This is a genomic window from Amycolatopsis sp. NPDC051373 (assembly GCF_040689465.1).
Lineage (GTDB): Bacteria > Actinomycetota > Actinomycetes > Mycobacteriales > Pseudonocardiaceae > Amycolatopsis.
The window spans coordinates 18,234-39,988 of the sequence record NZ_JBFBAE010000047.1; the positions used below are offsets into that span (position 1 = coordinate 18,234).

Consider the following 21,755-nt stretch of genomic DNA (forward strand, 5'->3'; position numbering starts at 1 on the left):
CTGTGAAGGGCGCCGTTCACGGGAGCGATCAGGTCAGCGCACGCGGGCGAGGACGAAACCGTCGTAACCCTTGTTTCCCACCGTCTGGATCGCGGTGGCGTCGACGCGGTCGTCGCCGGTGAGAGCCGCGAACATCTCGCGCACGCCCCGCACGGACGGGTCGGTGCCGGCGGCGTCGAGCACGGCGCCGTCGCGGACGACGTTGTCCACCACGATCGTGGTTCCCGGCCGCGAAAGCCGCACGGCTTCGGCGACATAGGGCGCGAGGTTGGTCTTGTCGGCGTCGATGAAGACGAAGTCGAACGGTCCCGTGAGCGTGGGCAGGGTGTCGAGAGCGGCGCCGACGCGGATGTCGGCCACGTCGGGCCCGAAGCCGGCGCGGTCGAGGTTCGCGCGCGCCACGGCGGCGTGCTTCGGGTCGTATTCGCAGGTCACCAGCGTGCCGCCGGGCGGCAGGGCGCGGGCGAGCCAGATCGTGCTGTAGCCGCCTAGTGTGCCGATCTCGAGGATCGAGCGGGCGCCGGCGGTGAGGGCGAGCAGGTTGAGCAGTTTGCCTTGCGTGGGCGACACGGCGATCGCCGGCAGGCCGGCCGCGCCCGACTCGGCGAGGGCGGCGTCGAGCACCGGGTCGGCAGGGAGCAGGGCTTCGGCCAGGTAGTCGTCGACTGCGGTCCAGAGTTCGCGGGTCATGGCACCTCCACGACCAATCTAACGACTACGCGGCACGCCGGCCTGCTTTCGGGATCACCAGCGGGGTGGCCGTCTCGGGGCAGGGCATGACGCGGCACGGCAGTTCGAAGATCTTCTCCACGTTCTCCTCCGTCACGACCTCCTCGGGCGTGCCGGTGGCGAGCACCTGGCCGTTGCGCATGGCGATCATGTGGGTGGCGTAGCGGGCGGCGTGGTTGAGGTCGTGGAGCACGGCGACGAGCGTGCGGCCCTGCTCGGCGTGCAGCTGCGCGCACAGGTCGAGGATGTCCATCTGGTGCGCGATGTCGAGGTAGGTCGTGGGTTCATCGAGCAGCAGCAGGTCGGTCTGCTGGGCCAGGGCCATCGCCATCCACACGCGCTGGCGCTGCCCGCCGGACAGCTCGTCGACGAGCCGCTCGGCCAGGTCCGAGACGCCGGTGGCCGCCATGGACTCGGCGACCACGGCGGCGTCGTCGCGGGACCATTGGCGCAGCAGGCGCTGGTGGGGGTAGCGGCCGCGCGCGACGAGGTCGGCGACGGTGATGCCGTCGGGCGCGACGGAGCTCTGCGGCAGCAGGCCGAGGCGGCGCGCGACCTCCTTGGCGCCGTAGCTGGAGATCACCGAGCCGTCGAGGTAGACGGAGCCCTTGCGGGGCTTGAGCATCCGCGCGAGCGCGCGCAGGAGCGTGGTCTTGCCGCACGCGTTGGGGCCGACGATGACCGTGAACGACTTGTCCGGGATGACCACGCCGAGGTCTTCGGCGACGGTGCGCCCGTCGTACGCGAGGGTCAGTTCCTCGGCGTGGAGCCGGGGCTCGGTCCGGGCCGGTGCGTCTGTGATCGTCTGTTCCACACAGGTTAGGCTAACCTAGTGGCCCTCGTTCGGGGAGTTCCCTGGGTCGCATTCGCCGAACGTGACCAGCCGGTGTCATCATGCGGACGGGGTTCTGTGCGGTTCACGGCGTAAGCGAAGGTGGCGATGGATGACTACCGGGTCGTCGCGGACGAACTCGCCGCCGACATCGAGGCCGGCCGGCTGAGGCCGGGTGACCGCCTTCCGCCGCAACGCCGGTTCGCGCGCGACCGCGGCATCGCCGGCTCCACCGCCGCCCGCGTCTACGGCGAGCTGATCCGTCGCGGCCTGGCCGTCGGGGAGGTCGGCCGGGGCACCTTCGTCCGGGCCGCGCGCCCGGCGCCCGAGCCCGCGCTGGCCGAACCCGGCGACGCGCGCGTGGACCTCGAGCTCAACTTCGCCGTGCTGCCGAGCCAATCCGCGAAGCTTGCGTACGCGCTGGAGCCGCTGCTTCGCGCCGATGTCTTCACCGACGCGCTGCACCCCGTCGGCGCCGCCGGGACGAAAGCGGTGCGTGAAGCCGCGGCGGGACTGCTGTCTCGTGGCAGCTGGACGCCCGGCCCGGCGACGGTTCTGGTGACGGGCAACGGCCGCCAGGGCATCGCCGCGGCGATCTCCACGTTCGTGCCGCTGGGGGAGCGGCTCGCGGTCGAAGCGCTGACGTACCCCGTGGTGAAGGCCCTGGCCACGCGGCTGGGTGCCGAGCTCGTGCCCATCGAAACCGACGCCGACGGCCTCGTCCCGGCCGCGCTCGAAGCCGCCCACGCGGCGGCGCCCGTGCGCGCGCTGTACGTGCAGCCGACGCTGCACAACCCTCTCGGGCCGACCATGCCGCCCGCGCGCCGTGCCGAGCTGGCCGACACGGTGCGGCGCCTCGACCTGCCGGTGATCGAGGACGGGATCTACACGTTCCTGCGCCCGGAAGTCGAGCCGCTGGCCGCGCTCGCGCCCGAGCGCACGGTGTTCGTCGACAGCCTGTCGAAGCGGGTCGCGCCCGGCCTCACCGCCGGGTTCGTGGTGTCGCCGGCGGCCTGGACCGCGCGGCTCGCCGGCGCCGTCCGTTCGGGTGGCTGGGGTTCGACGCGGTTCGCGATGGAGGCCGCCACCCGCTGGATCACCGGCGGCGCGCTGGCCGAGGTCGAGACCGCGAAGCGCGCCGACGCTGCCGAACGCGCCACGATCCTCGACGAGCGCCTCGCCGGGTTCACCGTCATCGGCGATCCGGCCGCGTACCACCGCTGGTGGGAGCTGCCGGAGCAGTGGCGCGCGGAGACGTTCGTGGCCGCCGCCGCTCGCCACGGCATCGCGTTGTCGCCGGCGGCTTCGTTCGCCGTGCTTCCGGGTCACGCACCGAACGCCGTGCGGCTCGCGGTTTCCGCGCCACCCAAGGAAACCCTCGCGGCGGCGCTCGACGTGCTCGCGACGCTGGCGGCCGGATCGCCGGACGACACGTTGCCGGACTGAACCTCAGCGCACCCACTTGCCGACGAAGCTCCCGCACGCCACCGGTTGTCCGGTCAGCCGCGCGCGCAAGGCGTTCTCCAGCCCCAGGTAGTCGACGCTCGGGGCATCCACCGCCACGTGAGCGGGCACCGGGCCGCCCTGCGCCAGCGTCTTGTTCTGCACCGTTTCGAACAACACCAGGTAGTCGCCCTCGCGATCGAGATCCGCCGCGGTGGCGAGCATGCGCTGCGGCGCGTCACCGACGATCTCCAACGGCAGCGGCCACTCCAGCGGGAACGGGTTGCGCAGGCCGAAAGCCGGGTACGCGAACGGGTTGTCGGGCAGCACCGCGACGCGGGAGGCCGGGTAGCGCTGCAGACAGTCGCGGATCTGGGCGACGTAGGTGTAGGTCGCGGGGTTCGTGCGGATGCCGCGCATGGCCGGGCTGACCGTGCCGAGGTCGGCCGTGAGCTTGTCGTGTGAAAGGTCGAGGTACGCGGCTTCGTCGTGGTGCGCGACGACCGCCCAGCCGCACAGCGCCACCGTGACCAGGCCTGCCGTGGTGGTGAGCCAGGTGCGGCGCAGCACCGGCGCAAGGTCCGGCAGCACGAAACCCAGCAGCAGCAACGTCGTGAGCGCCAGTGAGCCGGTGAGCAGCGTCGGGGTGTCGTTGCCCCACGACAGGCTCGTCATGAACCCCGTCACGAGCACGAGCAGCCCGGCCCAGGAAACCTTGCGCCGCACGGTCGCGTGGACCACGACGGCGACGGCGAGAATCCACCACAGCACGTCGGCCCAGCGCGACGAAGCCGTGAGCCGCCCGTCGACCACCGTCCACGCCACCGCGGCCGCGCCGCCGAGCGCGAGCAGCCACGACGCCGCGCGTCCGGCCGCGCCGAGCCGTTCGCCCGCGAGCCGCAGCACCAGCAGCACCACGGCGATGGCGGCGAAGAACGTGAGCTCCCGCACCGGCGGGCGCAGCAGCACCTGCGGGTCTTGCAGCCACAGGCCGAGCAGCCGTTCGCCGTACGCGGGCACGCCGCCGGTCAGCTGCCCGACCATCTCGCCGAAGCCGCCGCCGATGCTCACCCAGGCCACGTAGACGATCCCGAACGCGCCCAACGCCAGCAGGTCACCCGGCAGGCGGCGCAGCCGGTTCGGGTAGCACAAGGTCCAGACCAGCCCGATCACCGCGGCGAGCACGAAGCTCTGCTTCACGAACACTGCCGCGCCCAGCAGCGCGAGCCCACCGAGCCGCGCGTACGGGTTTCCCTTGCGCAGCCCGGAATCCAGAGCCCACGCGCCGCACGCGGTGAGCGTGATCCCGTCGACGGTGTGCCACGCCATGAGCGGGAATCCGTTGAGGTTCAGCAGGGCGGCCGCCGCGACCAGCGCCGCGCGGCCGGGTCCCCACGACAGCACCGGCCGCCGCGTCACGAGCACGGCGAACGCGATCGTCGCGAGGGTGATCTGCACCATCGCCAGGCAGCTGGACGCGAAGAACAGCGGTCCCGGCAGCGCGAAATCGACCACGTGCAGGATCGCCGAGCCGAGCGGCCGCGCGGAGATGATGTCGGCGTGCGGCACTTCGCCCTGCAGCACCCGCCACGCCTGCGCGAGGATGAAGCCCTGGTCGGACGGGTGGAAGCCGAACCGGCCCACGCGCAGCTCCGTCGCCACCGCGAGCACGAGCACCCACGCGACGTGCGCGCTCCACCGCAGCAGGACGCGTCGCCGCCGGACCACCTCGGCGGCCGTGGGCAGCGCCTCGGCGACGTCCACGCTGTGTCCTTTCGCCTCGGCTGTGTTTTCTGCCTCGGCTCCGCCGAGGCGTGCGAGATCGCTTTCAGCCGGTTTTGGGATCGGGCGGTCTGATCGGCCGTGGGCCGATCGCACCGCTCGATCCCAACACCGGCGCGATTTCGCGCCGTGGTTGCCCAGGGGGCCGGGTCAGGCCCTGCGGGGTCAGAGTAGCCGGGTGATGGTGGCGGAGAGTGAGGCCGGTGCGGGGAGCGGCAGATCAGGTGGGCTACGGCGTCGGCCTGCAGGTCCCCGGTCGTCACGTTCACGATGCGCCGCAACGGCGCTCGGTCACCACGGCGGTAGCCGGGGTTGCCGGGGTTGGGCCGTGCGGGTTGGAAGTTGTGACGGCGGGTGGGCGGTCGCACTGAGCGGATGGATTGGGCAGGTTCTGTTGGCGTCTACGGGGTGAGGTCGGGAACGGCGGTAGCCGGGGGTTGGGCCGCGTGGGGTGGGAGTTGTGACGGCCGGTGGGCGGTCGCAGCGAGCGGCGGGCCGACCGGACAGGCCCTGGAGGCGACCACAGCGCGAGATCGCGCCGGCTTCCGGATTGGGGCGGTGCGATCGGCCCCCGGCCGATCCGACCGCCCCAATCCGGAAGCCGGCTCAAAGGCGATCTCGCACGCCCCGGCGGAGCCGGGGCCAACAACACAGCCGAGGCAAAAAACACACTCACTCCGGGTGCTGCGCCACGGCCACCACGGCGTCGCGCAGCGCGGCCCTGAGGCGGCCCACGTCGAGGGGCCCGAGCACGGCCGCTTCGCCTGGCGGCGCCACGAGCACAATCTTGTCGTCGCTGCTCACGAACACCGTCACGTCCCTGCGCCTGCCCGCCAGATCCCGGCAGCCGATGGACCACTCGTCCCGGTCTGTCACGGCTCTCGCCCTCCCGATTCCGCGTTGCGGTCGTGCTTCGTGCCCGGGTGGGACGAGCGCCTCACGCGGCTCTTACGCGGGTTCACCCGAATTGCCTACCGACGGGTCGTCCTGGCGGGTTCACCTGGGATGTGCCGTCCGCGCGACGGGAGTAGCGTCCACGCGGCAGGTGGCGGGGACGCGGGAGGTCGGGATGTCCGGGATGGCGCAGCCGCGGAAGATCGTGATCGTCGGGGCCGGTCTCGCAGGAGCCTCGGCTGCCGCCGCCGTGCGGGAGAAGGGCTTCGGCGGCGACGTGCTGCTGATGGGTTCGGATCCGCACCGGCCCTACGAGCTGCCGCCGCTGTCGAAGGGTGTGCTGCTGGGCACCACCGACGAACCCGATTGGGTGCACGAGGCCGGGTTCTACGACGCCCAAGCCATCCGGCTCACCTCCGGCCTCACCGCCACGCGTCTGGAGCTCGGCGCGCGCCTCGTGCTCGACGACGCCGGCGGCGAGCACCGCTTCGACCGTCTCGTGCTCGCGACGGGTTCCCGTCCGCGTCCGCTGACCGCGCCCGGCGGCAACTTCCCGGGCCTCTACACGCTGCGCACGCTGGACGACTCGCTCAGCCTGCGCACGGCGTTCGTCGACGCCCGGCGCGTGGTGGTCATCGGCGCCGGCTGGATCGGCACGGAGGCCGCGGCGGCCGCGCGTTCGCACGACGCGGACGTGACCGTGGTGGCGCCCGGGCGCCTGCCGCTCGGGAAGGTCCTCGGCGCCGAGGTGGCCGGGGTTTTCTGGTCCCTGCATGAAGAACACGGCGTGCACTGGCGCCTGGGCGAACACGTCGCGGAGGTCACGGGTGACCCGAGCGGCGTGCGCGGCGTGCGGCTGCGAAGCGGTGAGGAGCTGCTCGCCGACGTGGTCCTCGTGGCCGTCGGCGCCGCGCCGCGCGTGGAACTTGCCCACACCGCGGGCCTCGAGCTTTCGGACGACGGCGGCGTCGCGGTCGACGCGGGCCTGCGCACGGCCGCCCCGGACGTCTACGCCATCGGCGACATTGCGTCGCACTTCCACCCCCGCTACGGCCACCGCGTGCGCGTCGAGCACTGGGCCGCCGCGCGCACACAGGGGGCCCACGTTGCCGGGAACCTGCTGGGGGAGAACGAGCCCTACCTGGATTCGCCCTACTTCTTCTCCGACCAGTACGACCTCGGCATGGAATACCGCGGTCTCGCCGACGCCGACCGCGACCGCCTCGTCGTCCGGGGCGACCTCGCGGCGCGCGACTTCACGGCGTTCTGGGTCGGCGCCGAGGGCGAGGTGCACGCCGCGATGAACGTGAACCAGTGGGACGACGGGGATGCGTTGCAGCGCTTGGTGGATGGGCGAATGAAGGTGCGTGACGAGGACCTGAAGTCGGGCAACCTCGCCGAGATCGGGTGATGGCTTGATCGCCAGCGGCTCCGAAGGGCACAGTGAAAGGTGCTGCTTCGCGCCGGTCAGCCCCATGAAGCCGCCGACCTCAGCGCGCTCACGCTGCGGTCGAAGGCCCACTGGGGCTACGACGAGGCGTTCCTGGAGGCATGCCGAACCGAGCTGACCCTCCGACCCGACGACCTGGTCGCGGGGAAAGCGACCGTAGCGCAGATCGGCGAGCGCGTGGTCGGCTTCACACCCTGGCCGGTCAGGCACCCGAAGGTGAGCTCGCCTGCCTCTTCGTCGAGCCTGACCACATCGGTACCGGCGTCGGCCGCCGGTTGTGGCAGCACGCGGTGGACACGGCCCGCACGCTGGACTTTCAGCGGCTCATCATCGGCTCCGACCCGTTCGCCGAGGACTTCTACCGGAAGATGGGCGCGGTCCGGATCGGCTCCGTACTCTCGGGATCCATTCCGGGCCGGCTGCTCCCGCAGCTGGTCTACCGGCTCTCGCCTGGACCAGACCTCGGGTGAGGCTCAGGCCTCCACCGGGATGACCGGCCCGTCCAGCGCCAGGTACCCCACCAGGTTCGGCGGCGCGTAGTCCGCCGCGACCTTGTGGCGGGTGAGGGCGCTGGAGGCCACGAACTCGTGCTTCGGGTCCGTGGTGCCGATGCCGCGCGTCACCGAGGGCAGGAGGCGGTAGAAACCCGTGCGGGACGGGAACGTCGGGCCGAGCGCGTCGGGTTCGCACGGGAAGTCCGGCAGCAGTGCGAGGCCGTTGAGGGCGGCGTGGCTCGCGAGCCAGCGCAGCGGGACGTCGGAGAGGCCGCGCTGGGTCTGCCCGCCGCCGCCGACGTCGGAGTGGCAGCCGGCGAACCAGACCTGCTCGATCTGCTTCGTGCCGGGCGCGGTCGGCGGCGCCCAGATCGAGGGCACGAACGGTTTGCGGTGCTCGTCGATCGACAGCGCCTGGAACGCGGCGTCCACCGTGGAGCTCAGGGCCGTGTCGTGGAACTGGAAGCGGCGGTTGAACACGTCGATCGGCCAGAAGCCGGTGAGCGGCACGCCGAGTGCGCCCACCGTGTCCCACACGCCGATGAACCGGATCCGCGGCTCGTGCGAATAGGTGCGGCGGAAGAGCGTGGCCTCGGTGTTGCGCGGGTGGGACTTGTCGCCGCGGTCGCGGTAGAGGCCGTACGCGCGCTTGACGAGCCCGCCGTGCTCGCGGCGCAGCAGGCCGCAGTTGCGGATGAAGCCGGCCACGCTGCGCACGGTGTACGCGCCACGGCTGAAGCCCACGAAAAAGATCTCGTCGCCGGGTTCGTAGGTGTGCACGAGATAGGTGTAGACCTCGCGGACGTTGCGTGAGAGCCCGATGCCGAACGCGCCGCCGATCAGCCGCTGCCGCGTGGTGCCGATGCCCGACTGGTAGAAGACCCGTTGCTCCGTGCCGGCTTCGTCGGCCGGTGCGGTGGCCAGCGCGAGCCGCGTGACGTTGCTGGGGGCGGGCACGCTGCCGTCGGCCAGATCCGCCGAATCCCACGTGCCGTCGCAGCAGATCAGGATCCGCTTGGGCATCAGTACCTCGTTCACTGCGTCGTTGGGTCGGAAGCCATCAAGGCACGACCCGGCGGCGTTTTCAACGGGTTCGGCCGAATCGGTACCGAAGCCGAGGTGTGGCAAGGAAAACACCGGGAAACCACGGGCTGTTCACCCTTCGCCGGCTCCCGCGCGGAAAGATCCGACGAAAGCGGGCCGGCTCCGGCGTGCGCCTGCGGCCGGGCCGGGGCACGATCGGCATCGGTGCACCGTAAGGCGCCCACTTTGGTGATCCGATCAATTTTCACACCAAATCATCCAGGCCTCTGGATCCCACGCCGCCCATGCGCTATACATCGGATGTCTTGATGTGGCTGTGGTGAGAGGGGAACGTCCGTGCAGCTTGTGCGTCTCGGAGCCGCGGGAGAAGAGCGACCGTTCGTGCGTGCCGGAGACGGCACCCTGTACGACCTCTCCGGCCTCACGGCCGACGTCGACGGCGCGTTCCTCGCGGCCGACGGCCTCGCCCGCGTCGCCGCCGCGCTCGAAGCCGGCGAGCTGCCCGCCGCCGGCCCGGAAACCGCGAGCCTGCGCGTCGGCCCGCCGCTGGCCTCGCCCGGCAAGCTTCTCTGCATCGGCATGAACTACCGTCGGCACGCCGAGGAAACCGGCGCCGCCGTGCCGGCGGAACCGGTGCTGTTCATGAAGGCCCCTGACGTGATCGTCGGCCCGGACGACGACGTGCTCATCCCGCGCCGCTCGACCAGCACCGACTGGGAAGTCGAGCTCGGCGTCGTGATCGGCAAGCAGGCGCGTTACCTCGACAGCGTCGAGGAGGCTCTCCAACACGTCGCCGGCTACGTCGTGTCCAACGACGTCTCCGAGCGCGAGTTCCAGCTGCACCGCGGCGGCCAGTGGGACAAGGGCAAGAACTGCGAGACGTTCAACCCGCTCGGCCCGGCGCTCGTGACCGCCGACGAGGTACCCGACCCGCAGGACCTCGGGCTGCGCACGTGGGTCAACGGCAAAAAGGTGCAGGACTCCTCGACGAAGGACATGGTCTTCACCGTCGCCGAGATCGTCCACTACCTGAGCCAGTTCATGGTGCTGCGCCCCGGCGACCTGATCAACACCGGCACCCCCGAGGGCGTCGCGCTCGGGCAGCCGGAGCCGAAGCCGTACCTGCGCGAGGGCGACGTGGTCGAGCTGGAGATCGACGGCCTCGGCCGCCAGCGCCAGACGCTGAGGCAGGCCTGACATGGCGAAGATCATCGGCATGGAGGTGCTCGACGTCCGGTTCCCGACCTCGCGGGAGCTCGACGGGTCGGACGCCATGAACCCCGACCCCGACTACTCGGCCGCCTACGTCGAGCTCCACACCGACCTCGGCCCCGACGGCTACGGGCTTGCCTTCACCATCGGCCGCGGCAACGACGTGCAGGCCGCCGCGATCCGCGCGCTCGCGCCACACGTCGTCGGCCGCGAGGTGCCGGAAGACGCCGAGGCGCTTGGCCGGCTTTCCCGTGACCTGATCGGCGACTCGCAGTTCCGCTGGCTGGGCCCGGAAAAGGGCGTGGCGCACATGGCGATCGGCGCGGTCGTGAACGCCGCGTGGGACCTCGCCGCGCGCCGGGCCGACCTGCCGCTGTGGAAGTTCGCGGCCCGCATGACGCCGGAAGAGCTGGTGTCGCTCGTGGACTTCCGGTACCTGTCCGACGCGCTGACCGAACAGGAGGCGCTCGACATCCTGCGCGCCGCCGAACCCGGCCGCGAGGAGCGGATCGCGAAGCTCGAAGCCGAGGGCTACCGCGCGTACAGCACGTCGCCGGGCTGGCTCGGCTACTCCGATGCGAAGCTGGTGCGCCTGGCCGAACAGGCCGTGGCCGACGGCTTCGAGATGATCAAGCTGAAGGTCGGCGGCAACCTCGAGGACGACGTGCGCCGCATGAAGCTGGCGCGCGAGACGGTGGGCTCGGAGATCCGCGTCGCCGTGGACGCCAACCAGCGCTGGGACGTGGCCACGGCGGTGTCCTGGATGACGGAGCTCGCGCCGTTCGACCCGTACTGGATCGAAGAACCGACCTCGCCTGACGACATCCTGGGCCACGCGGCCATCGCGAAGGCACTGGCGCCGATCAAGGTCGCCACCGGCGAGCACGTGCAGAACCGCGTGGTGTTCAAGCAGCTGCTGCAGGCCGGCGCGATCGACGTGCTGCAGCTCGACGCCGCGCGCGTCGGCGGGGTGAACGAAAACCTCGCGATCCTGTTGCTGGCGGCCAAGTTCGGCGTTCCGGTGTGCCCGCACGCCGGCGGGGTCGGCCTGTGCGAGCTGGTGCGGCACCTGTCGATGTTCGACTTCGTGGCCGTCTCCGGTGAGGACACCGACCGCACCATCGAGTGGGTCGACCACCTGCACGAGCACTTCACCGACCCGGCCGTCGTGCGCGACGGCCGGTACCTGGCCCCGACCGCACCCGGGTTCTCCGCGCGGATGCACGACGCGACCCTGCGCCGCTTCCGCTTCCCGGACGGTCCAGAGTGGACGGAGGACGCCCAGTGAGCGAGTTCGACGGCCTGGTCGCCGTGGTCACCGGCGGTGCTTCGGGGATCGGCCTGGCCACGGCCACGCTGCTCGCCGAGCGCGGCGCGCGGGTGGCCGTGCTGGACCTCAAGACCGACGACGTGCCCGAGCCGCTGGCCGGCTTCCGGTGCGACGTCACGGCCGACGCCGAGGTGAAGGCCGCGATCGACGCCGTCGCCGAGCGTTTCGGGCGGATCGACGTGCTGGTCAACAACGCCGGCATCGGCGCGGCCGGCGACGTGGCGGACAACAGCGACGACGAGTGGCACCGCGTCTACGACGTGAACGTGGTCGGCATGGTCCGGGTCACGCGTGCCGCCCTGCCGCACCTCAAGGCGTCGCCTTCGGCGGCCGTGGTCAACACCTGCTCCATCGCCGCGTGGGCCGGCCTGCCGCAGCGGGCGCTGTACTCCGCGACGAAGGGCGCGGTGCTGTCGCTGACGCTCGCGATGGCCACCGACCACCTGCCCCACCGCATCCGCGTGAACTGCGTGTGTCCCGGCACCGCGGACACGCCGTGGGTCGGGCGCCTGCTCGACGCGGCCGCGGACCCGGCCGCCGAACGCGCGGCCCTGGCCGCGCGCCAGCCGATGGGCCGGCTCGTGACCGCCGACGAGGTCGCGAGCGCCATCACCTACCTCGCCAGCCCGCTGTCCGCGTCGACCACCGGCACCGCGCTCGCGGTCGACGGCGGCATGCACGGCCTGCGCCCGCGGGGACCTGTGCAGAAATAGTGCCCGTTTGCATGTCATCAAGGAGGATGCGGTGCGTACGAAGGTGATCCGGCTCGCCGCCGCGGCGGCCGCGTGTGGTTTGGTCCTGACCGCGTGTGGGTCCACGAAGGACAAACCGGCGGCCGCGGCGGGCGGCGGTGGCGTCACCGGCGGCAAGGTCGGGGCCACGCTGCCGCTGCTGACGTCGCCGTTCTGGCAGGCCTACAACAACTACGTGCCGCAAATGGCCAAGGAGACCGGCCTCGACGCGTTGCCGACGGTGAACGCCGACAACGACCCGGCGAAGCTGATCACCGACATCGGCACACTGCTCAACCAGGGCGTCAAGGGCCTGGTCGTGACGCCGATCGACTCCGCCGCGGTGGTCGCCGGGCTGAAGCAGGCCGAGAACAAGGGCGTGCCCGTGGTCGCGGTCGACGTCGCGCCCGAGAGCGGCAAGGTCGCCATGGTCGTGCGTGCCGACAACAAGGCCTACGGCACGAAGGCGTGCGAGGAGATCGGCAAGCGCGTGAAGAGCGGCAAGGTCGTGCAGGTGATGGGTGACCTCGCCTCCGTCAACGGCCGCGACCGCTCGGCCGCGTTCCGCGACTGCATGAAGCAGAAGTACCCGGACATCAAGGTGCTGGAGATCGCGGCGGAGTGGAAGGCCGACAAGGCGTCTTCCGGCCTCGACAGCCTCCTCACCGCGAACCCGGACATCAAGGGCGTCTACATGCAGGCCGGCGGCGTGTACCTCGCGCCGACCGAGCAGGCGCTCAAGCGCAAGAACCTGTTCTTCCCGACGAGCGACCCGCGCCACGTGGTGCTGGTGAGCAACGACGGCATCCCGCAGGAGCTCGCGGCGATCCGCGCGGGCGAGCTCGACGCCACCGTGTCGCAGCCGGCCGACGCCTACGCCAAGTACGGCATGTACTGGCTCAAGAAGGCCATGGCGGGGGAGAAGTTCCAGCCGGGCCCGACCGACCACGGTTCCACGATCGTCGAGATCAGCCCCGGCATCCTCGAGGACCAGCTGCCGGCCCCGGTCGTGACGAAGGATAACGTGGACGACAAGGCGTTGTGGGGTAACAACCTGTGAGCGCGCCCGCCCCCGAGACGGCCGCGCCGGTGGTGAGTGCCCACGGCGTCGGCAAGCGTTACGGGCCCACCGTGGCCCTGCACGACGTGAGCCTGACCGTGCACGCCGGTGAGTCGCACGCGCTGGTCGGTCGCAACGGGGCGGGCAAGTCCACGCTCGTGTCGATCCTCACCGGATTGTCCCTTCCGGACACCGGCAGCGTCGAGTTCGGCGGCGTGCCCGCGCCGCCGCTGTCCAAACAGGACGACTGGAAGGCCCACGTGGCGTGCGTGTACCAGCACGCCATGGTGGTGCCCCAGCTGACGGTGGCCGAGAACCTGTTCCTCAACCGGCAGGCGCGCGGCGGCTTCGCCATCGGCTGGCGCAAGCTGCGCCGGCAGGCGCGGGAGCTGCTCGACTCGTGGGACGTCCGCGTGGACGTGGACACGCCCGCGGGCGAGCTTTCGGTGGAGGACCGCCAGTTCGTGGAGATCGCCCGCGCGCTGAGCTACGGCGCGCGGTTCATCGTGCTCGACGAGCCGACGGCCCAGCTCGACAGCCAGGCCATCGAGCGGCTCTTCGATCGCATGCGCCAGATGCAGCGCAGCGGCGTGACGTTCCTGTTCATCTCCCACCACCTGCACGAGGTTTACGAGGTGTGCCAGGCCGTCACGGTGCTGCGCGACGCGAAGCACGTGCTCACCGCGCCGGTCTCCGAGGTCAGCCGGCCACAGCTGGTCGACGCCATGACCGGTGAGCAGGGTGGGCTGTCCGTGCGCGACGCGGCGAGCCGCGACCCGCTGGCCGTGGACGCCGCCGAGGTGCTCACCGTCGACGCACTGTCCGGCGACGGCTTCCACGACGTGTCGGTGCGGGTGCACCGCGGCGAGGTCGTGGGGCTGGCCGGCAGCAACGCGAGCGGCAAGCACCAGGTGGCCGAGACCGTCTACGGATTGCGCTCGCCCTCGGCGGGAACCGTGGCGGTGGACGGGAAACCGTTGCCCCCGGGCGACATCCCGGCCGCGGTGCACGCCGGGATCGGCTGCGTGCCGCGTGACCGCCACCACGAGGGTCTGGTGCTGGAGCACTCGATCATGGACAACGCCACGCTGTCCGTGCTCGATCGCATGGGCCCGGCCGGGTTCGCCTCGCCCAAGGCGCGGCACGACCGCGGTGCCCGCGCGCTGGCCGCCTACGACATCGTCGCGGCCGGGCCGGAACAGCCGGTGGCTGACCTGTCGGGCGGCAACCAGCAAAAGGTCGTGCTGGCCCGGGCGCTGGAGAGCGGCCCGCGGGTGGTCGTGCTGATCAACCCCACCGCGGGTGTGGACGTGAAGTCGAAGGAGGCCCTGCTCGCGGTCGTCGACCGGGTGCGGGCCGAAGGCAAGGCGGTGCTGATCGTGAGCGACGAGCTCGACGACCTGCGCCTGGCCGACCGGGTGCTGGTGCTGCGCGCCGGTGCCGTCGTCGCCGAACACCAGGCCGGCTGGTCCGACGGAGACCTCGTGGCCGACATCGAAGGAGTCGGGCTCCATGACTGAGCTGATGAGCGATCCGCAGACGGCGCTGCCCGCGGCGCCCCCGAAACGGCGCAAGTCGCTGTGGCTGCGCGAGCTGGCGCTGCTGCCCGCGCTCGTGGTCGTGTTCGTGATCGGCGGGCTGATCAGCGACTCGTTCTTCACGTTCGACAACGTGATCAGCATCCTCTCGGCCGCCGCCGCGCTGTCGCTGGTGGTGCTGGGCGAGTCGTTGGTGCTGCTGACCGGCAAGTTCGATCTGTCGCTGGAATCGACAATGGGTATCGCGCCCGCGATCGGCGCGATGCTGGTGATCCCGGCGACGTCCTCGGGCTTCGGCACGGGCTGGCCGGCGGCGCTGGGCCTGCTCGCGATCCCCGTGGTGGGTGCGCTGATCGGGCTCGTGAACGGCTTCCTCATCGTGAAGCTCAAGCTCAACGCGTTCATCGTCACGCTGGCGATGCTCACGGTGCTGCGCGGCACGCAGATCGGCTCCACCAACGGCAAGACGCTGTTCGACCAGCTCGACGCGTTCACGGCCCTGGCGACCACGACGTTCGCCGGGCTGCCGATGTCGGTGTGGCTCGCGGCGGTGCTGTTCCTGCTGTTCGGGCTCGGCCTGCGCTACCACCGCGTCGGCCGCTCGCTGTATGCGATCGGCGGCAACCGCGAGGCGGCACGCGCGGCCGGCATCCGGGTGGACCGGATCTCGTGGGCGGTGTTCATCGTCGCGGGTGTGCTGGCCGCGATCGGCGGCCTCGCTTACACCGGCTACGTCGGCGCGCTCGGCGCCGACCAGGGTGACGGCCTGATCCTGCAGGTCTTCGCCGCGGCGGTGATCGGCGGTGTCTCGCTCGACGGCGGCAAGGGCACGCTCGTCGGCGCCCTGACCGGGGTGTTGCTCCTGCAGTCGGTGGACAGCCTGCTGCGCATCGCGCAGGTGCCGGCGGAATGGCTGAAGGCGATCTACGGCGGCATCATCCTGATCGCCCTGATCATCAGCCGTTACGCCGGCGGAAAGCCGCAGACCTGATCGGCGCCTGGGCCGTGATCATCCGACCTTCTCGCCGTTCCGTGAAGGGCCCCTTCAGGGATTCAGCGTCCCTCGGGGAGCCCTTCACGGACCTTCGACGTCGCTCAGGACGCAGCGGCCTCGGGATTGTCGTCCGCGTCCGTGCCGGTCTGGGTGAGCGTGCTGCGCAGCCACTGCTCGACCCCCGCGACGTGCACGGTCGCCCACGACCGGGCCAGCTCCGGCTCACGGGCGGCGATGGCCTCGTAGATGGCGGTGTGCTGCTCACGCGTGCGGGCGACCGCGCCCTCCTGCGTGAGGCCGCGCCAGATCCGCGCCCGCGCCGTGGGCCCCGACAGGCTGTCGAGCAGCGAGCAGAGCACGGAGTTGCCCGAGCCGTCGGCGATCTTGCGGTGGAACTGCAGGTCGTTGGCCACGAGCGCCTCCACCGTCGGCGCGTCGGCCAGTTCGTCGAGCAGCGCGCCGAGCTCGGTGATGTCGTCCTCGCTCATGTGCAGCGCGGCCAGCGCCGTGGCGGCCGGTTCGAGGATCCGGCGCACGGCCAGGAAGTCGAGCACGGTGTCGTCGCGGTGGAAGTCGACCACGAACGTCATGGCGTCGAGCAGCAGGTTCGGCTCGAGACTGGTCACGTACGTGCCGTCGCCCTGGCGCACGTCGAGCACCCTGATCAGGCACAACGCCTTCACGGCCTCGCGCAGGGAGCTGCGCGAGAGCCCCAGCCGCTGGGCGAGCTCGGCTTCCTTGGGCAGCCGGTCGCCCGGTGCGAGCTCCCCGGAGATGATCATGTCCTTGATCTTGTCGATCGCGACATCGGTGACGGGCATCGAGACCGCCCTCCCTCAAGAGACCTCGGATGTTTCGGTGTTCTGAACACAGAGTGCCACGCAACTCGTCAGGAGGGACCATGACCCACGGCTCCGCCCCGGACTCTGCCCCTGAAAGCGTTGCCCTGCGTACCCGACTCAAGCCGGGTATGGAGGCGACCTACGAGTCCGTGCATGCGGTGATCCCGCCCGAACTCGACGCGGCGCTGCGGCGCGCCGGCGTGCGCACGTGGCGGATCTGGCGCAGCGGGCTCGACTTGTTCCACTTCGTGGAGGTCGACGACTTCGACGCGATGAAGGCCGCGCTCGCCGACGATCCCGCCGACATCGAGTGGCAGATCCGCATCAACCGGCTGCTCGACACGGACGACGACCGGTCCGATACTTCGACGGCCCTGGGGCTCGTCTGGGAACTTCCGGTGAAGGAGTGAACGTGAAGCTCTCCCCGCTCGGGCTCGGTGGCGCACAGCTCGGCAACCTCTACCAGGCGATCGACGACGACACGGCGACCGCGACCGTGCGGCGTGCGTGGGACGAGGGCATCCGCTACTTCGACACTGCCCCGCACTACGGGCTCGGGCTCTCCGAACGGCGCCTCGGCGCGGCACTGGCCGCGTACCCGCGTGAGGAGTACGTGCTCTCCACCAAGGTCGGCCGGGTGCTCGAACCCCACGCCGCGGCGCCGGGCGAGCGCGACGACCAAGGCTTCGACGTGCCGGCCATCTACCTCCGGCGCTGGGACTTCAGCCGTGACGGCGTGTTGCGGTCATTGGAGTCGAGCCTCGACCGGCTCGGCCTCGACCGCGTCGACATCGCGTACGTGCACGACCCGGACGACCACTTCGCCGAAGCGGTGAGCGGCGCGTTTCCCGCGTTGCTGGAGCTGCGCGAGCAGGGCGTGATCGGTGCGGTCGGCGCAGGGATGAACCAGACGCCGATGCTCACCGAGTTCGTCCGCCGCTTCGACCTCGACCACGTGCTCATGGCCGGGCGCTACACCCTGCTCAACCAGCCGGCGCTCGACGACCTGCTGCCGCTGTGCCTCGAACGCGGCGTCGGCGTGGTCGCGGGCGGCGTGTTCAACGCGGGCATCCTCGCCACCGTGGAACCGGGAACGATCTACGACTACGCGGCCGCGCCGGCGGAACTCGTCGAGAAGGCGCGGCGGATCGCGGAGATCTGCGCCCGCCACGGCGTCGAGCTGCCGGAGGCCGCGCTCGCGCTGCCGGCTTCGCACCCGGCCGTGGTGTCGGTGGTCGTCGGCGCGCACGACGCCGGGCAGGTGGCGGTGAACGCGCGCCGCGCGGCCAAGGTCGTGCCCGCCGTACTGTGGACCGACCTCGTCGACGCCGGCCTGCTGCGCGCGGACGCCGTCGGCCGGCCCGTGACGTCTGGAGGACCGCAGTGATCGACGCCCACCACCACCTGTGGGACCCGACCCGCCGCGACTACCCGTGGCTCGCCGGCGCGGCGATGGACCCGATCCGGCGTCCGTACACAGTGGACGATCTGCGCACGGTGACGCACGCGGCCGGGGTGCACGCCACCGTGCTGGTGCAGACGCTGCCCGACCAGGGCGAGACGGAGGACTTCCTGGCCACGGCGGCGGCCGAACCGGTGATCGCCGGTGTGGTGGGCTGGGTGGACCTGACGGCGCCCGACGTCGCCGACCGGCTCGCGCGGCTGAAGGAGCTGGGCCCGCTCGTGGGCATCCGCCACCAGGTGGAGAACGAGGACGACCCGGAGTGGCTGCTGCGCCCGGACGTGCTGCGCGGCCTGGCGGCCGTCGGCGCGGCGGGGCTGGTGTACGACCTGCTGGTGGCACCCGCGCAGGTCGCGGCGGCGCGGAAGGTGGCCGAGCAGCTGCCGGAGCTGCGGCTCGTGCTCGACCACGCGGCGAAGCCTGCCATCGCGGCGGGGGAGTGGCAGCCGTGGGCCGACGGGATCGCGTCGCTCGGCGCGCGGGACAACGTGGCGTGCAAGCTCTCCGGGCTCGTCACGGAGGCCGACTGGCAGCAGTGGCGGATCGGGCACCTGCGCCGCTACGCCGACCACGTCTTCACCTCGTTCGGCGCCGACCGAGTGCTCTTCGGCACGGACTGGCCGGTGTGCGAGCTGGCGGCCGCCTACGAGGTCGTGCTCGACGCGGCCATGTCCCTCACGGGTCCGCTCACGGACCCGGAACGGCTCGACGTCTTCGAGTACACGGCGAAACGCGTGTACGGACTCGGTTGACGCGTCAGAAGTCTTCGCCCTGGACCATGTCGCGCAGCTTGGTGAGGGCGCGGTGCTGGGTGACGCGGACGTTGCCGGCGGAGATGCCGAGCGTCTCGGCGGTCTCGTTGGCGCTCAGGCCCACGATGATGCGCAGCGTCAGGATCTCCTGCTGCAGCGGCGCGAGGCGGGTGAGCATCTCCTGCAGGCGGGAACCGAGGTCGAGCCGCAGCGCATACGACTCGGGCTCGTTACCGGTGCCCGACAGCGGCCGCTCCGGCAGCTCGGGCACCGGCTCGGACCGGTCCCGCGCGACGGCGCGGTAGGCGTCGGCGACCTTGTTGGCCGCGATGGCGTGCACGAGGTACAGGAACGAGCCGCCGCGGTCCTGGTAGTCGGGCAAGGCCTTGAGGACGGCCATGCTCACGTCCTGGGCCACGTCGTCGGCGGAGAGGTAGGACAGGTCGCGTCCGCCCATGCGCGCCCGGCAGTAGCGGGCCACCACGGGCCGCAGCACGTGGAGCAGCTCGGTGATCGCGCGCTGGTCTCCCCGGCCGGCGGCGACCACGAGCGGGTCGAGGTCTTCCTTGGTCAACCGGCCCGCAGGCCTCGGCAGCGTTTCCGGCGTGACGTAGCCTGGCACGTCGGCTTCGTCGGCGGCTGCTTCGGTATGGGACGTCTTCGACGGTGCTGTCATGGTCGTCTCCCCGGCGACCCTGCGACCGTCGCTGGTCTTGGGGTCAACACTCTGTGATGTTGCGGTCGCAGCTACTCCGGATGATCAGGATGTTGCCGCTCCCGTTGCGACGCTCCGTAACCCTATGCGGCTCGCGGGCCGACAGTCCAGATTTCAACTACGAATACCCCGTTAGCAGCAGTGGTCTTGATAAAATCGAGACCAGTCAACGCACAGTACGATTCGCTGCTCGCAGGATGTGCGGACTGTCCACTCAGTACGTCACCAAGAGCGACACGGCCGTTGCACAACAGAGGGTGGCCACCACCGCGGGTAGAACGGGTTTCAGTGCGGGCGGCTCGGGGTCCGTGCGGAGTGATCGCTCCCGGTGCCGGCCGACCCCCGCGAGCGCCAGCGCGGTGAGGGTTGCGAACGCCGCCGGGACGATGTCCCATGCGCCTTCGTTGCGCACCGCGGCACCCAGCAGCAGCACCGCGCACGCGGCGGCCGACAGCGCGGTGCGGCGCCACGCGAGGCCGGTGCGTTCGGGCTGGGCACCGTTGGCGAAGGGCCGGCTCACGACACGATCACCAGCACGACGGCGGCCGCCATCAGCAGGAACACACCCACGGTGAGCACCAGGATCATCGAGCTGCGGGCCAGTGGCTGCCCGGCGCGCATGGCGATCTGCACGCGCCGCCAGCGCGGGTAAGCGCCGGCCGCGAGGATCGCCGCGAGCACCACGCAAAGCCCGGCGAGCACGGAGCTCATCGCCACGGGACTTGGGACCAGTTGGTGGACCGCGACGCCGCCCGCGAGCAGACCCAGGGCCGTGCGCAGCCACGCGAGGAACGTCCGCTCGTTGGCGAGGGTGAACCGGTAGTCCGGTTCGGTGCCACCGCTGTGGGGGCCGATGCTGGGTGGTTCGCCGTGGGGCGGGTCGAGCTTCTCTTCCGACACTGTCCGGACGTTAGTCGTGGTCCGCGGCGGGCGCTTCGGGCTTGGCGTGGGCGAAGACCCACCACCGCAGCACGGCGAACCGAACGACCCCGCCGATGAAGCTGGCGGCCAGCAGGCTGGCCGTTTCCTCCCACGCCGTCGGGTGGCTGACCACCGCGTCGAGGGTGGCCAGGACGATCGAGCCGTACCCGGCGTAGAAGACGAACGTGAGGAAGTCCTGCAAGTGGCGCTGGCCGGCCTTGCTCGCGCGCCCGGCGAACGTGACGCGGCGGTGGAACTCGGTGTTGCCGACCGTGGTGAGCGCGATGGCCACCAGATTCGCCCACTGCGAGCCGAGTTCGGGGCGCAGGACCAGGAAGAGCACGGCCTGCAGGCCCGTGGTGACACCGCCGGCGACGAGGTACCAGGCGGCGTGTCCGCCGAGCTCGTGGTCCTCGTGGTGACGCTGCGGGTCCCGGTGGAAAAGCGGCGGCCGGGGCGTCCACCTGGTGGTGGTCATGATCCTGACGCTACCTCTGCTTCACAAACTTGTGAACCTGATGAAGCCGATGAACACTTGTGATCCCGCCGACAGGGACCCGGCTCCTTTGGTTCAGCCCACCCGGCGCGCCGGCTATTCCGTGTTCTCGGGTGTTCGCGCGCACCCGCGCCCGCGTGTGGGCAGAACGCCCGGTTTTCAAACGTGTTTGTGACCGGTCCCACGGCTGCCCGGTGTGGGCGCCGCTCACGCTGCGCTGCCGAACGGGCGCCCCTAGCGTGAAAACCCATCGCATCCGACCGCGACGAAGGGAAGGCCGAAGATGCTGACCGTAACCGAAGCCGCCGCCGAGGCGATCTCCGCGCTGACGGCTCAACAGGGCGCTGAGGAGAGCGGGCTGCGCTTCGCCCTCCAGAGCGTGAAGGAGGGCGAGGGCGCTCAGCTCGCGCTTTCCGTCGCCCCCTCTCCCCAGGACGGCGACCGCGTAGTGGGCACCGACGCCGGCGCGAAGGTCTTCCTCGAACCCCAGGCCGCCGCCCTCCTGGACGACAAGGTCCTCGACGTCCAGCAGGACGAAACCGGCGACGTGGCCTTTGCGGTGCTTCCTCAGCAGAGCTGAATCTTTGGCGTCGGCTCCGCCGCCGCGTGCGAGATCGCCTTTGAGCCGGCTCCTTCCCGGTCGACACGGTCGGCCCGGGGGGCCGCCCATGTCGACCGGGAAGAAACCGGCGCGATCTCGCGCTGTGGTCGGCCGGGTGACTGGCCCGGTTGGCATCTTTGGGCCCGGTTTCGCCGGGGCGTGCGAGATCGCTGTGTTGTCGGCCTCGACTGGGCCGGCGCGTGCGAGATCGCCTTTGAGCCGATCTCGCGCTGTGGTCGGCCGGGAACCTGGCCCGGTTAGCGTTTATGGCCCTGGCTCCGCCGGTGCGGCGAGATCGCGCCAGCGAGCGAGCGGCGCGACCGACCTCCTGAGCGACTCAGCTACGTACCCGAACCGCCACGCGGGTGACCACAGCGCGAGATCGCGCCGGCTTCCGGATGGGGCGGTGCGATCGGCCCCCGGCCGATCCGAC

General features: G+C 71.1%; 23 protein-coding genes. 13 read left to right on the forward strand and 10 right to left on the reverse strand.

Translation table 11 applies throughout. The features are described from left to right. Window positions 1-33 precede the first annotated feature (33 nt). Window positions 34-690, reverse strand: coding sequence for an O-methyltransferase (locus tag AB0383_RS47920; protein WP_366191203.1), 657 nt, complete (start codon window positions 688-690; stop codon window positions 34-36). Between the two features lie 25 nt (window positions 691-715). Next, on the reverse strand, window positions 716-1,543 hold the full coding sequence (locus AB0383_RS47925) for an ABC transporter ATP-binding protein (protein WP_366191205.1): 828 nt from the start codon (window positions 1,541-1,543) through the stop codon (window positions 716-718). 126 nt (window positions 1,544-1,669) lie between these two features. Between AB0383_RS47925 and AB0383_RS47930 the strand changes: the two genes are divergently transcribed. Continuing rightward, window positions 1,670-3,007, forward strand: coding sequence for a PLP-dependent aminotransferase family protein (locus AB0383_RS47930; protein WP_364183148.1), 1,338 nt, complete (start codon window positions 1,670-1,672; stop codon window positions 3,005-3,007). 3 nt (window positions 3,008-3,010) lie between these two features. Here the strand turns inward: AB0383_RS47930 and AB0383_RS47935 are convergent, their stop codons facing one another. Beyond that, a complete protein-coding gene (locus tag AB0383_RS47935; RefSeq protein ID WP_366191208.1) occupies window positions 3,011-4,768 on the reverse strand; it encodes a hypothetical protein in 1,758 nt (585 codons plus the stop codon). 690 nt (window positions 4,769-5,458) lie between these two features. Beyond that, entirely contained in the window at window positions 5,459-5,662 is a 204-nt protein-coding gene (locus AB0383_RS47940) for a hypothetical protein (RefSeq protein WP_220237697.1), read from the reverse strand. Between the two features lie 202 nt (window positions 5,663-5,864). Between AB0383_RS47940 and AB0383_RS47945 the strand changes: the two genes are divergently transcribed. Both AB0383_RS47945 and AB0383_RS47950 read left to right on the forward strand, forming a co-directional pair. Then, the gene (locus AB0383_RS47945) at window positions 5,865-7,091 is read left to right on the forward strand and encodes an FAD-dependent oxidoreductase (protein ID WP_366191224.1); all 1,227 of its coding nucleotides are present in this window, start codon (window positions 5,865-5,867) and stop codon (window positions 7,089-7,091) included. A 140-nt stretch (window positions 7,092-7,231) separates the two neighbouring features. Continuing rightward, a complete protein-coding gene (locus AB0383_RS47950) occupies window positions 7,232-7,600 on the forward strand; it encodes a GNAT family N-acetyltransferase (RefSeq protein ID WP_366191210.1) in 369 nt (122 codons plus the stop codon). Window positions 7,601-7,603: 3 nt separating this feature from the next. On the opposite strand, the gene AB0383_RS47955 is transcribed toward AB0383_RS47950, so the two are convergent. Further along, entirely contained in the window at window positions 7,604-8,647 is a 1,044-nt protein-coding gene (locus AB0383_RS47955) for a DUF2235 domain-containing protein (RefSeq protein ID WP_366191211.1), read from the reverse strand. A gap of 357 nt (window positions 8,648-9,004) precedes the next feature. Here AB0383_RS47955 and AB0383_RS47960 point away from each other — a divergent pair, with 357 nt between their 5' ends. From AB0383_RS47960 to AB0383_RS47985, 6 genes are read left to right on the forward strand one after another with little or no spacing between them, the layout of a single operon-like run. Continuing rightward, a complete protein-coding gene (locus AB0383_RS47960; RefSeq protein WP_366191212.1) occupies window positions 9,005-9,865 on the forward strand; it encodes a fumarylacetoacetate hydrolase family protein in 861 nt (286 codons plus the stop codon). A 1-nt stretch (window position 9,866) separates the two neighbouring features. After that, window positions 9,867-11,168, forward strand: coding sequence for an enolase C-terminal domain-like protein (locus AB0383_RS47965; RefSeq protein ID WP_364183134.1), 1,302 nt, complete (start codon window positions 9,867-9,869; stop codon window positions 11,166-11,168). Next, window positions 11,165-11,923 (forward strand): SDR family oxidoreductase, encoded by a 759-nt coding sequence (locus tag AB0383_RS47970; RefSeq protein ID WP_364183131.1) that lies wholly within the window; start codon window positions 11,165-11,167, stop codon window positions 11,921-11,923. Before AB0383_RS47965 ends, AB0383_RS47970 begins: the two co-directional genes overlap by 4 nt. A 43-nt stretch (window positions 11,924-11,966) precedes the next feature. After that, a complete protein-coding gene (locus AB0383_RS47975; protein WP_364183187.1) occupies window positions 11,967-13,001 on the forward strand; it encodes a sugar ABC transporter substrate-binding protein in 1,035 nt (344 codons plus the stop codon). Then, the gene (locus AB0383_RS47980; RefSeq protein ID WP_364183129.1) at window positions 12,998-14,521 is read left to right on the forward strand and encodes a sugar ABC transporter ATP-binding protein; all 1,524 of its coding nucleotides are present in this window, start codon (window positions 12,998-13,000) and stop codon (window positions 14,519-14,521) included. The genes AB0383_RS47975 and AB0383_RS47980 overlap by 4 nt, the downstream gene beginning before the upstream one ends. Beyond that, window positions 14,514-15,530, forward strand: a complete 1,017-nt coding sequence (locus tag AB0383_RS47985) for an ABC transporter permease (RefSeq protein ID WP_360599787.1) — start codon at window positions 14,514-14,516, stop codon at window positions 15,528-15,530. Before AB0383_RS47980 ends, AB0383_RS47985 begins: the two co-directional genes overlap by 8 nt. 104 nt (window positions 15,531-15,634) lie before the next feature. On the opposite strand, the gene AB0383_RS47990 is transcribed toward AB0383_RS47985, so the two are convergent. Then, entirely contained in the window at window positions 15,635-16,354 is a 720-nt protein-coding gene (locus AB0383_RS47990) for a FadR/GntR family transcriptional regulator (protein ID WP_364183126.1), read from the reverse strand. Between the two features lie 80 nt (window positions 16,355-16,434). Here AB0383_RS47990 and AB0383_RS47995 point away from each other — a divergent pair, with 80 nt between their 5' ends. Genes AB0383_RS47995 through AB0383_RS48005 form a run of 3 tightly spaced genes read left to right on the forward strand, consistent with a single transcriptional unit; the run spans window position 16,435 to window position 18,589 of the window. Beyond that, window positions 16,435-16,785 (forward strand): L-rhamnose mutarotase, encoded by a 351-nt coding sequence (locus tag AB0383_RS47995; RefSeq protein ID WP_364183124.1) that lies wholly within the window; start codon window positions 16,435-16,437, stop codon window positions 16,783-16,785. Further along, window positions 16,782-17,762 carry an aldo/keto reductase gene (locus tag AB0383_RS48000; protein WP_366191215.1) on the forward strand — a complete coding sequence of 327 codons (981 nt, stop codon included), beginning with the start codon at window positions 16,782-16,784 and terminating at the stop codon, window positions 17,760-17,762. The genes AB0383_RS47995 and AB0383_RS48000 overlap by 4 nt, the downstream gene beginning before the upstream one ends. Then, window positions 17,759-18,589 carry an amidohydrolase family protein gene (locus tag AB0383_RS48005; RefSeq protein WP_364183118.1) on the forward strand — a complete coding sequence of 277 codons (831 nt, stop codon included), beginning with the start codon at window positions 17,759-17,761 and terminating at the stop codon, window positions 18,587-18,589. Before AB0383_RS48000 ends, AB0383_RS48005 begins: the two co-directional genes overlap by 4 nt. Before the next feature lie 4 nt (window positions 18,590-18,593). Here AB0383_RS48005 and shbA read toward each other — a convergent pair whose 3' ends face one another. The 4 genes from shbA to AB0383_RS48025 form a co-directional block, all read right to left on the reverse strand. Next, window positions 18,594-19,265 carry an RNA polymerase sigma factor ShbA gene (shbA, locus tag AB0383_RS48010; protein WP_255637632.1) on the reverse strand — a complete coding sequence of 224 codons (672 nt, stop codon included), beginning with the start codon at window positions 19,263-19,265 and terminating at the stop codon, window positions 18,594-18,596. 253 nt (window positions 19,266-19,518) lie between these two features. Beyond that, the gene (locus tag AB0383_RS48015) at window positions 19,519-19,824 is read right to left on the reverse strand and encodes a DUF202 domain-containing protein (protein ID WP_364183114.1); all 306 of its coding nucleotides are present in this window, start codon (window positions 19,822-19,824) and stop codon (window positions 19,519-19,521) included. Further along, complete coding sequence (locus AB0383_RS48020) at window positions 19,821-20,159, reverse strand: DUF202 domain-containing protein (RefSeq protein ID WP_364183184.1); 339 nt, start codon at window positions 20,157-20,159, stop codon at window positions 19,821-19,823. Before AB0383_RS48020 ends, AB0383_RS48015 begins: the two co-directional genes overlap by 4 nt. A gap of 55 nt (window positions 20,160-20,214) precedes the next feature. Further along, entirely contained in the window at window positions 20,215-20,703 is a 489-nt protein-coding gene (locus AB0383_RS48025; RefSeq protein ID WP_364183111.1) for a GtrA family protein, read from the reverse strand. 301 nt (window positions 20,704-21,004) lie between these two features. Between AB0383_RS48025 and AB0383_RS48030 the strand changes: the two genes are divergently transcribed. Then, complete coding sequence (locus AB0383_RS48030) at window positions 21,005-21,301, forward strand: iron-sulfur cluster biosynthesis protein (RefSeq protein ID WP_366191218.1); 297 nt, start codon at window positions 21,005-21,007, stop codon at window positions 21,299-21,301. Window positions 21,302-21,755: the final 454 nt, after the last annotated feature.

Bases quoted from the DNA above. Each gene is read 5' to 3' on its own strand.
- AB0383_RS47920 (WP_366191203.1), bottom strand. From the start codon at position 690: ATGACCCGCGAACTCTGGACCGCAGTCGACGACTACCTGGCCGAAGCC.
- AB0383_RS47985 (WP_360599787.1), top strand. From the start codon at position 14,514: ATGACTGAGCTGATGAGCGATCCGCAGACGGCGCTGCCCGCGGCGCCC.
- AB0383_RS47990 (WP_364183126.1), bottom strand. From the start codon at position 16,354: ATGCCCGTCACCGATGTCGCGATCGACAAGATCAAGGACATGATCATC.
- shbA (WP_255637632.1), bottom strand. From the start codon at position 19,265: ATGACAGCACCGTCGAAGACGTCCCATACCGAAGCAGCCGCCGACGAA.
- AB0383_RS47945 (WP_366191224.1), top strand. From the start codon at position 5,865: ATGGCGCAGCCGCGGAAGATCGTGATCGTCGGGGCCGGTCTCGCAGGA.
- AB0383_RS47965 (WP_364183134.1), top strand. From the start codon at position 9,867: ATGGCGAAGATCATCGGCATGGAGGTGCTCGACGTCCGGTTCCCGACC.
- AB0383_RS48030 (WP_366191218.1), top strand. From the start codon at position 21,005: ATGCTGACCGTAACCGAAGCCGCCGCCGAGGCGATCTCCGCGCTGACG.
- AB0383_RS47955 (WP_366191211.1), bottom strand. From the start codon at position 8,647: ATGCCCAAGCGGATCCTGATCTGCTGCGACGGCACGTGGGATTCGGCG.
- AB0383_RS47950 (WP_366191210.1), top strand. From the start codon at position 7,232: ATGCCGAACCGAGCTGACCCTCCGACCCGACGACCTGGTCGCGGGGAA.
- AB0383_RS48025 (WP_364183111.1), bottom strand. From the start codon at position 20,703: ATGACCACCACCAGGTGGACGCCCCGGCCGCCGCTTTTCCACCGGGAC.
- AB0383_RS47930 (WP_364183148.1), top strand. From the start codon at position 1,670: ATGGATGACTACCGGGTCGTCGCGGACGAACTCGCCGCCGACATCGAG.
- AB0383_RS47995 (WP_364183124.1), top strand. From the start codon at position 16,435: ATGACCCACGGCTCCGCCCCGGACTCTGCCCCTGAAAGCGTTGCCCTG.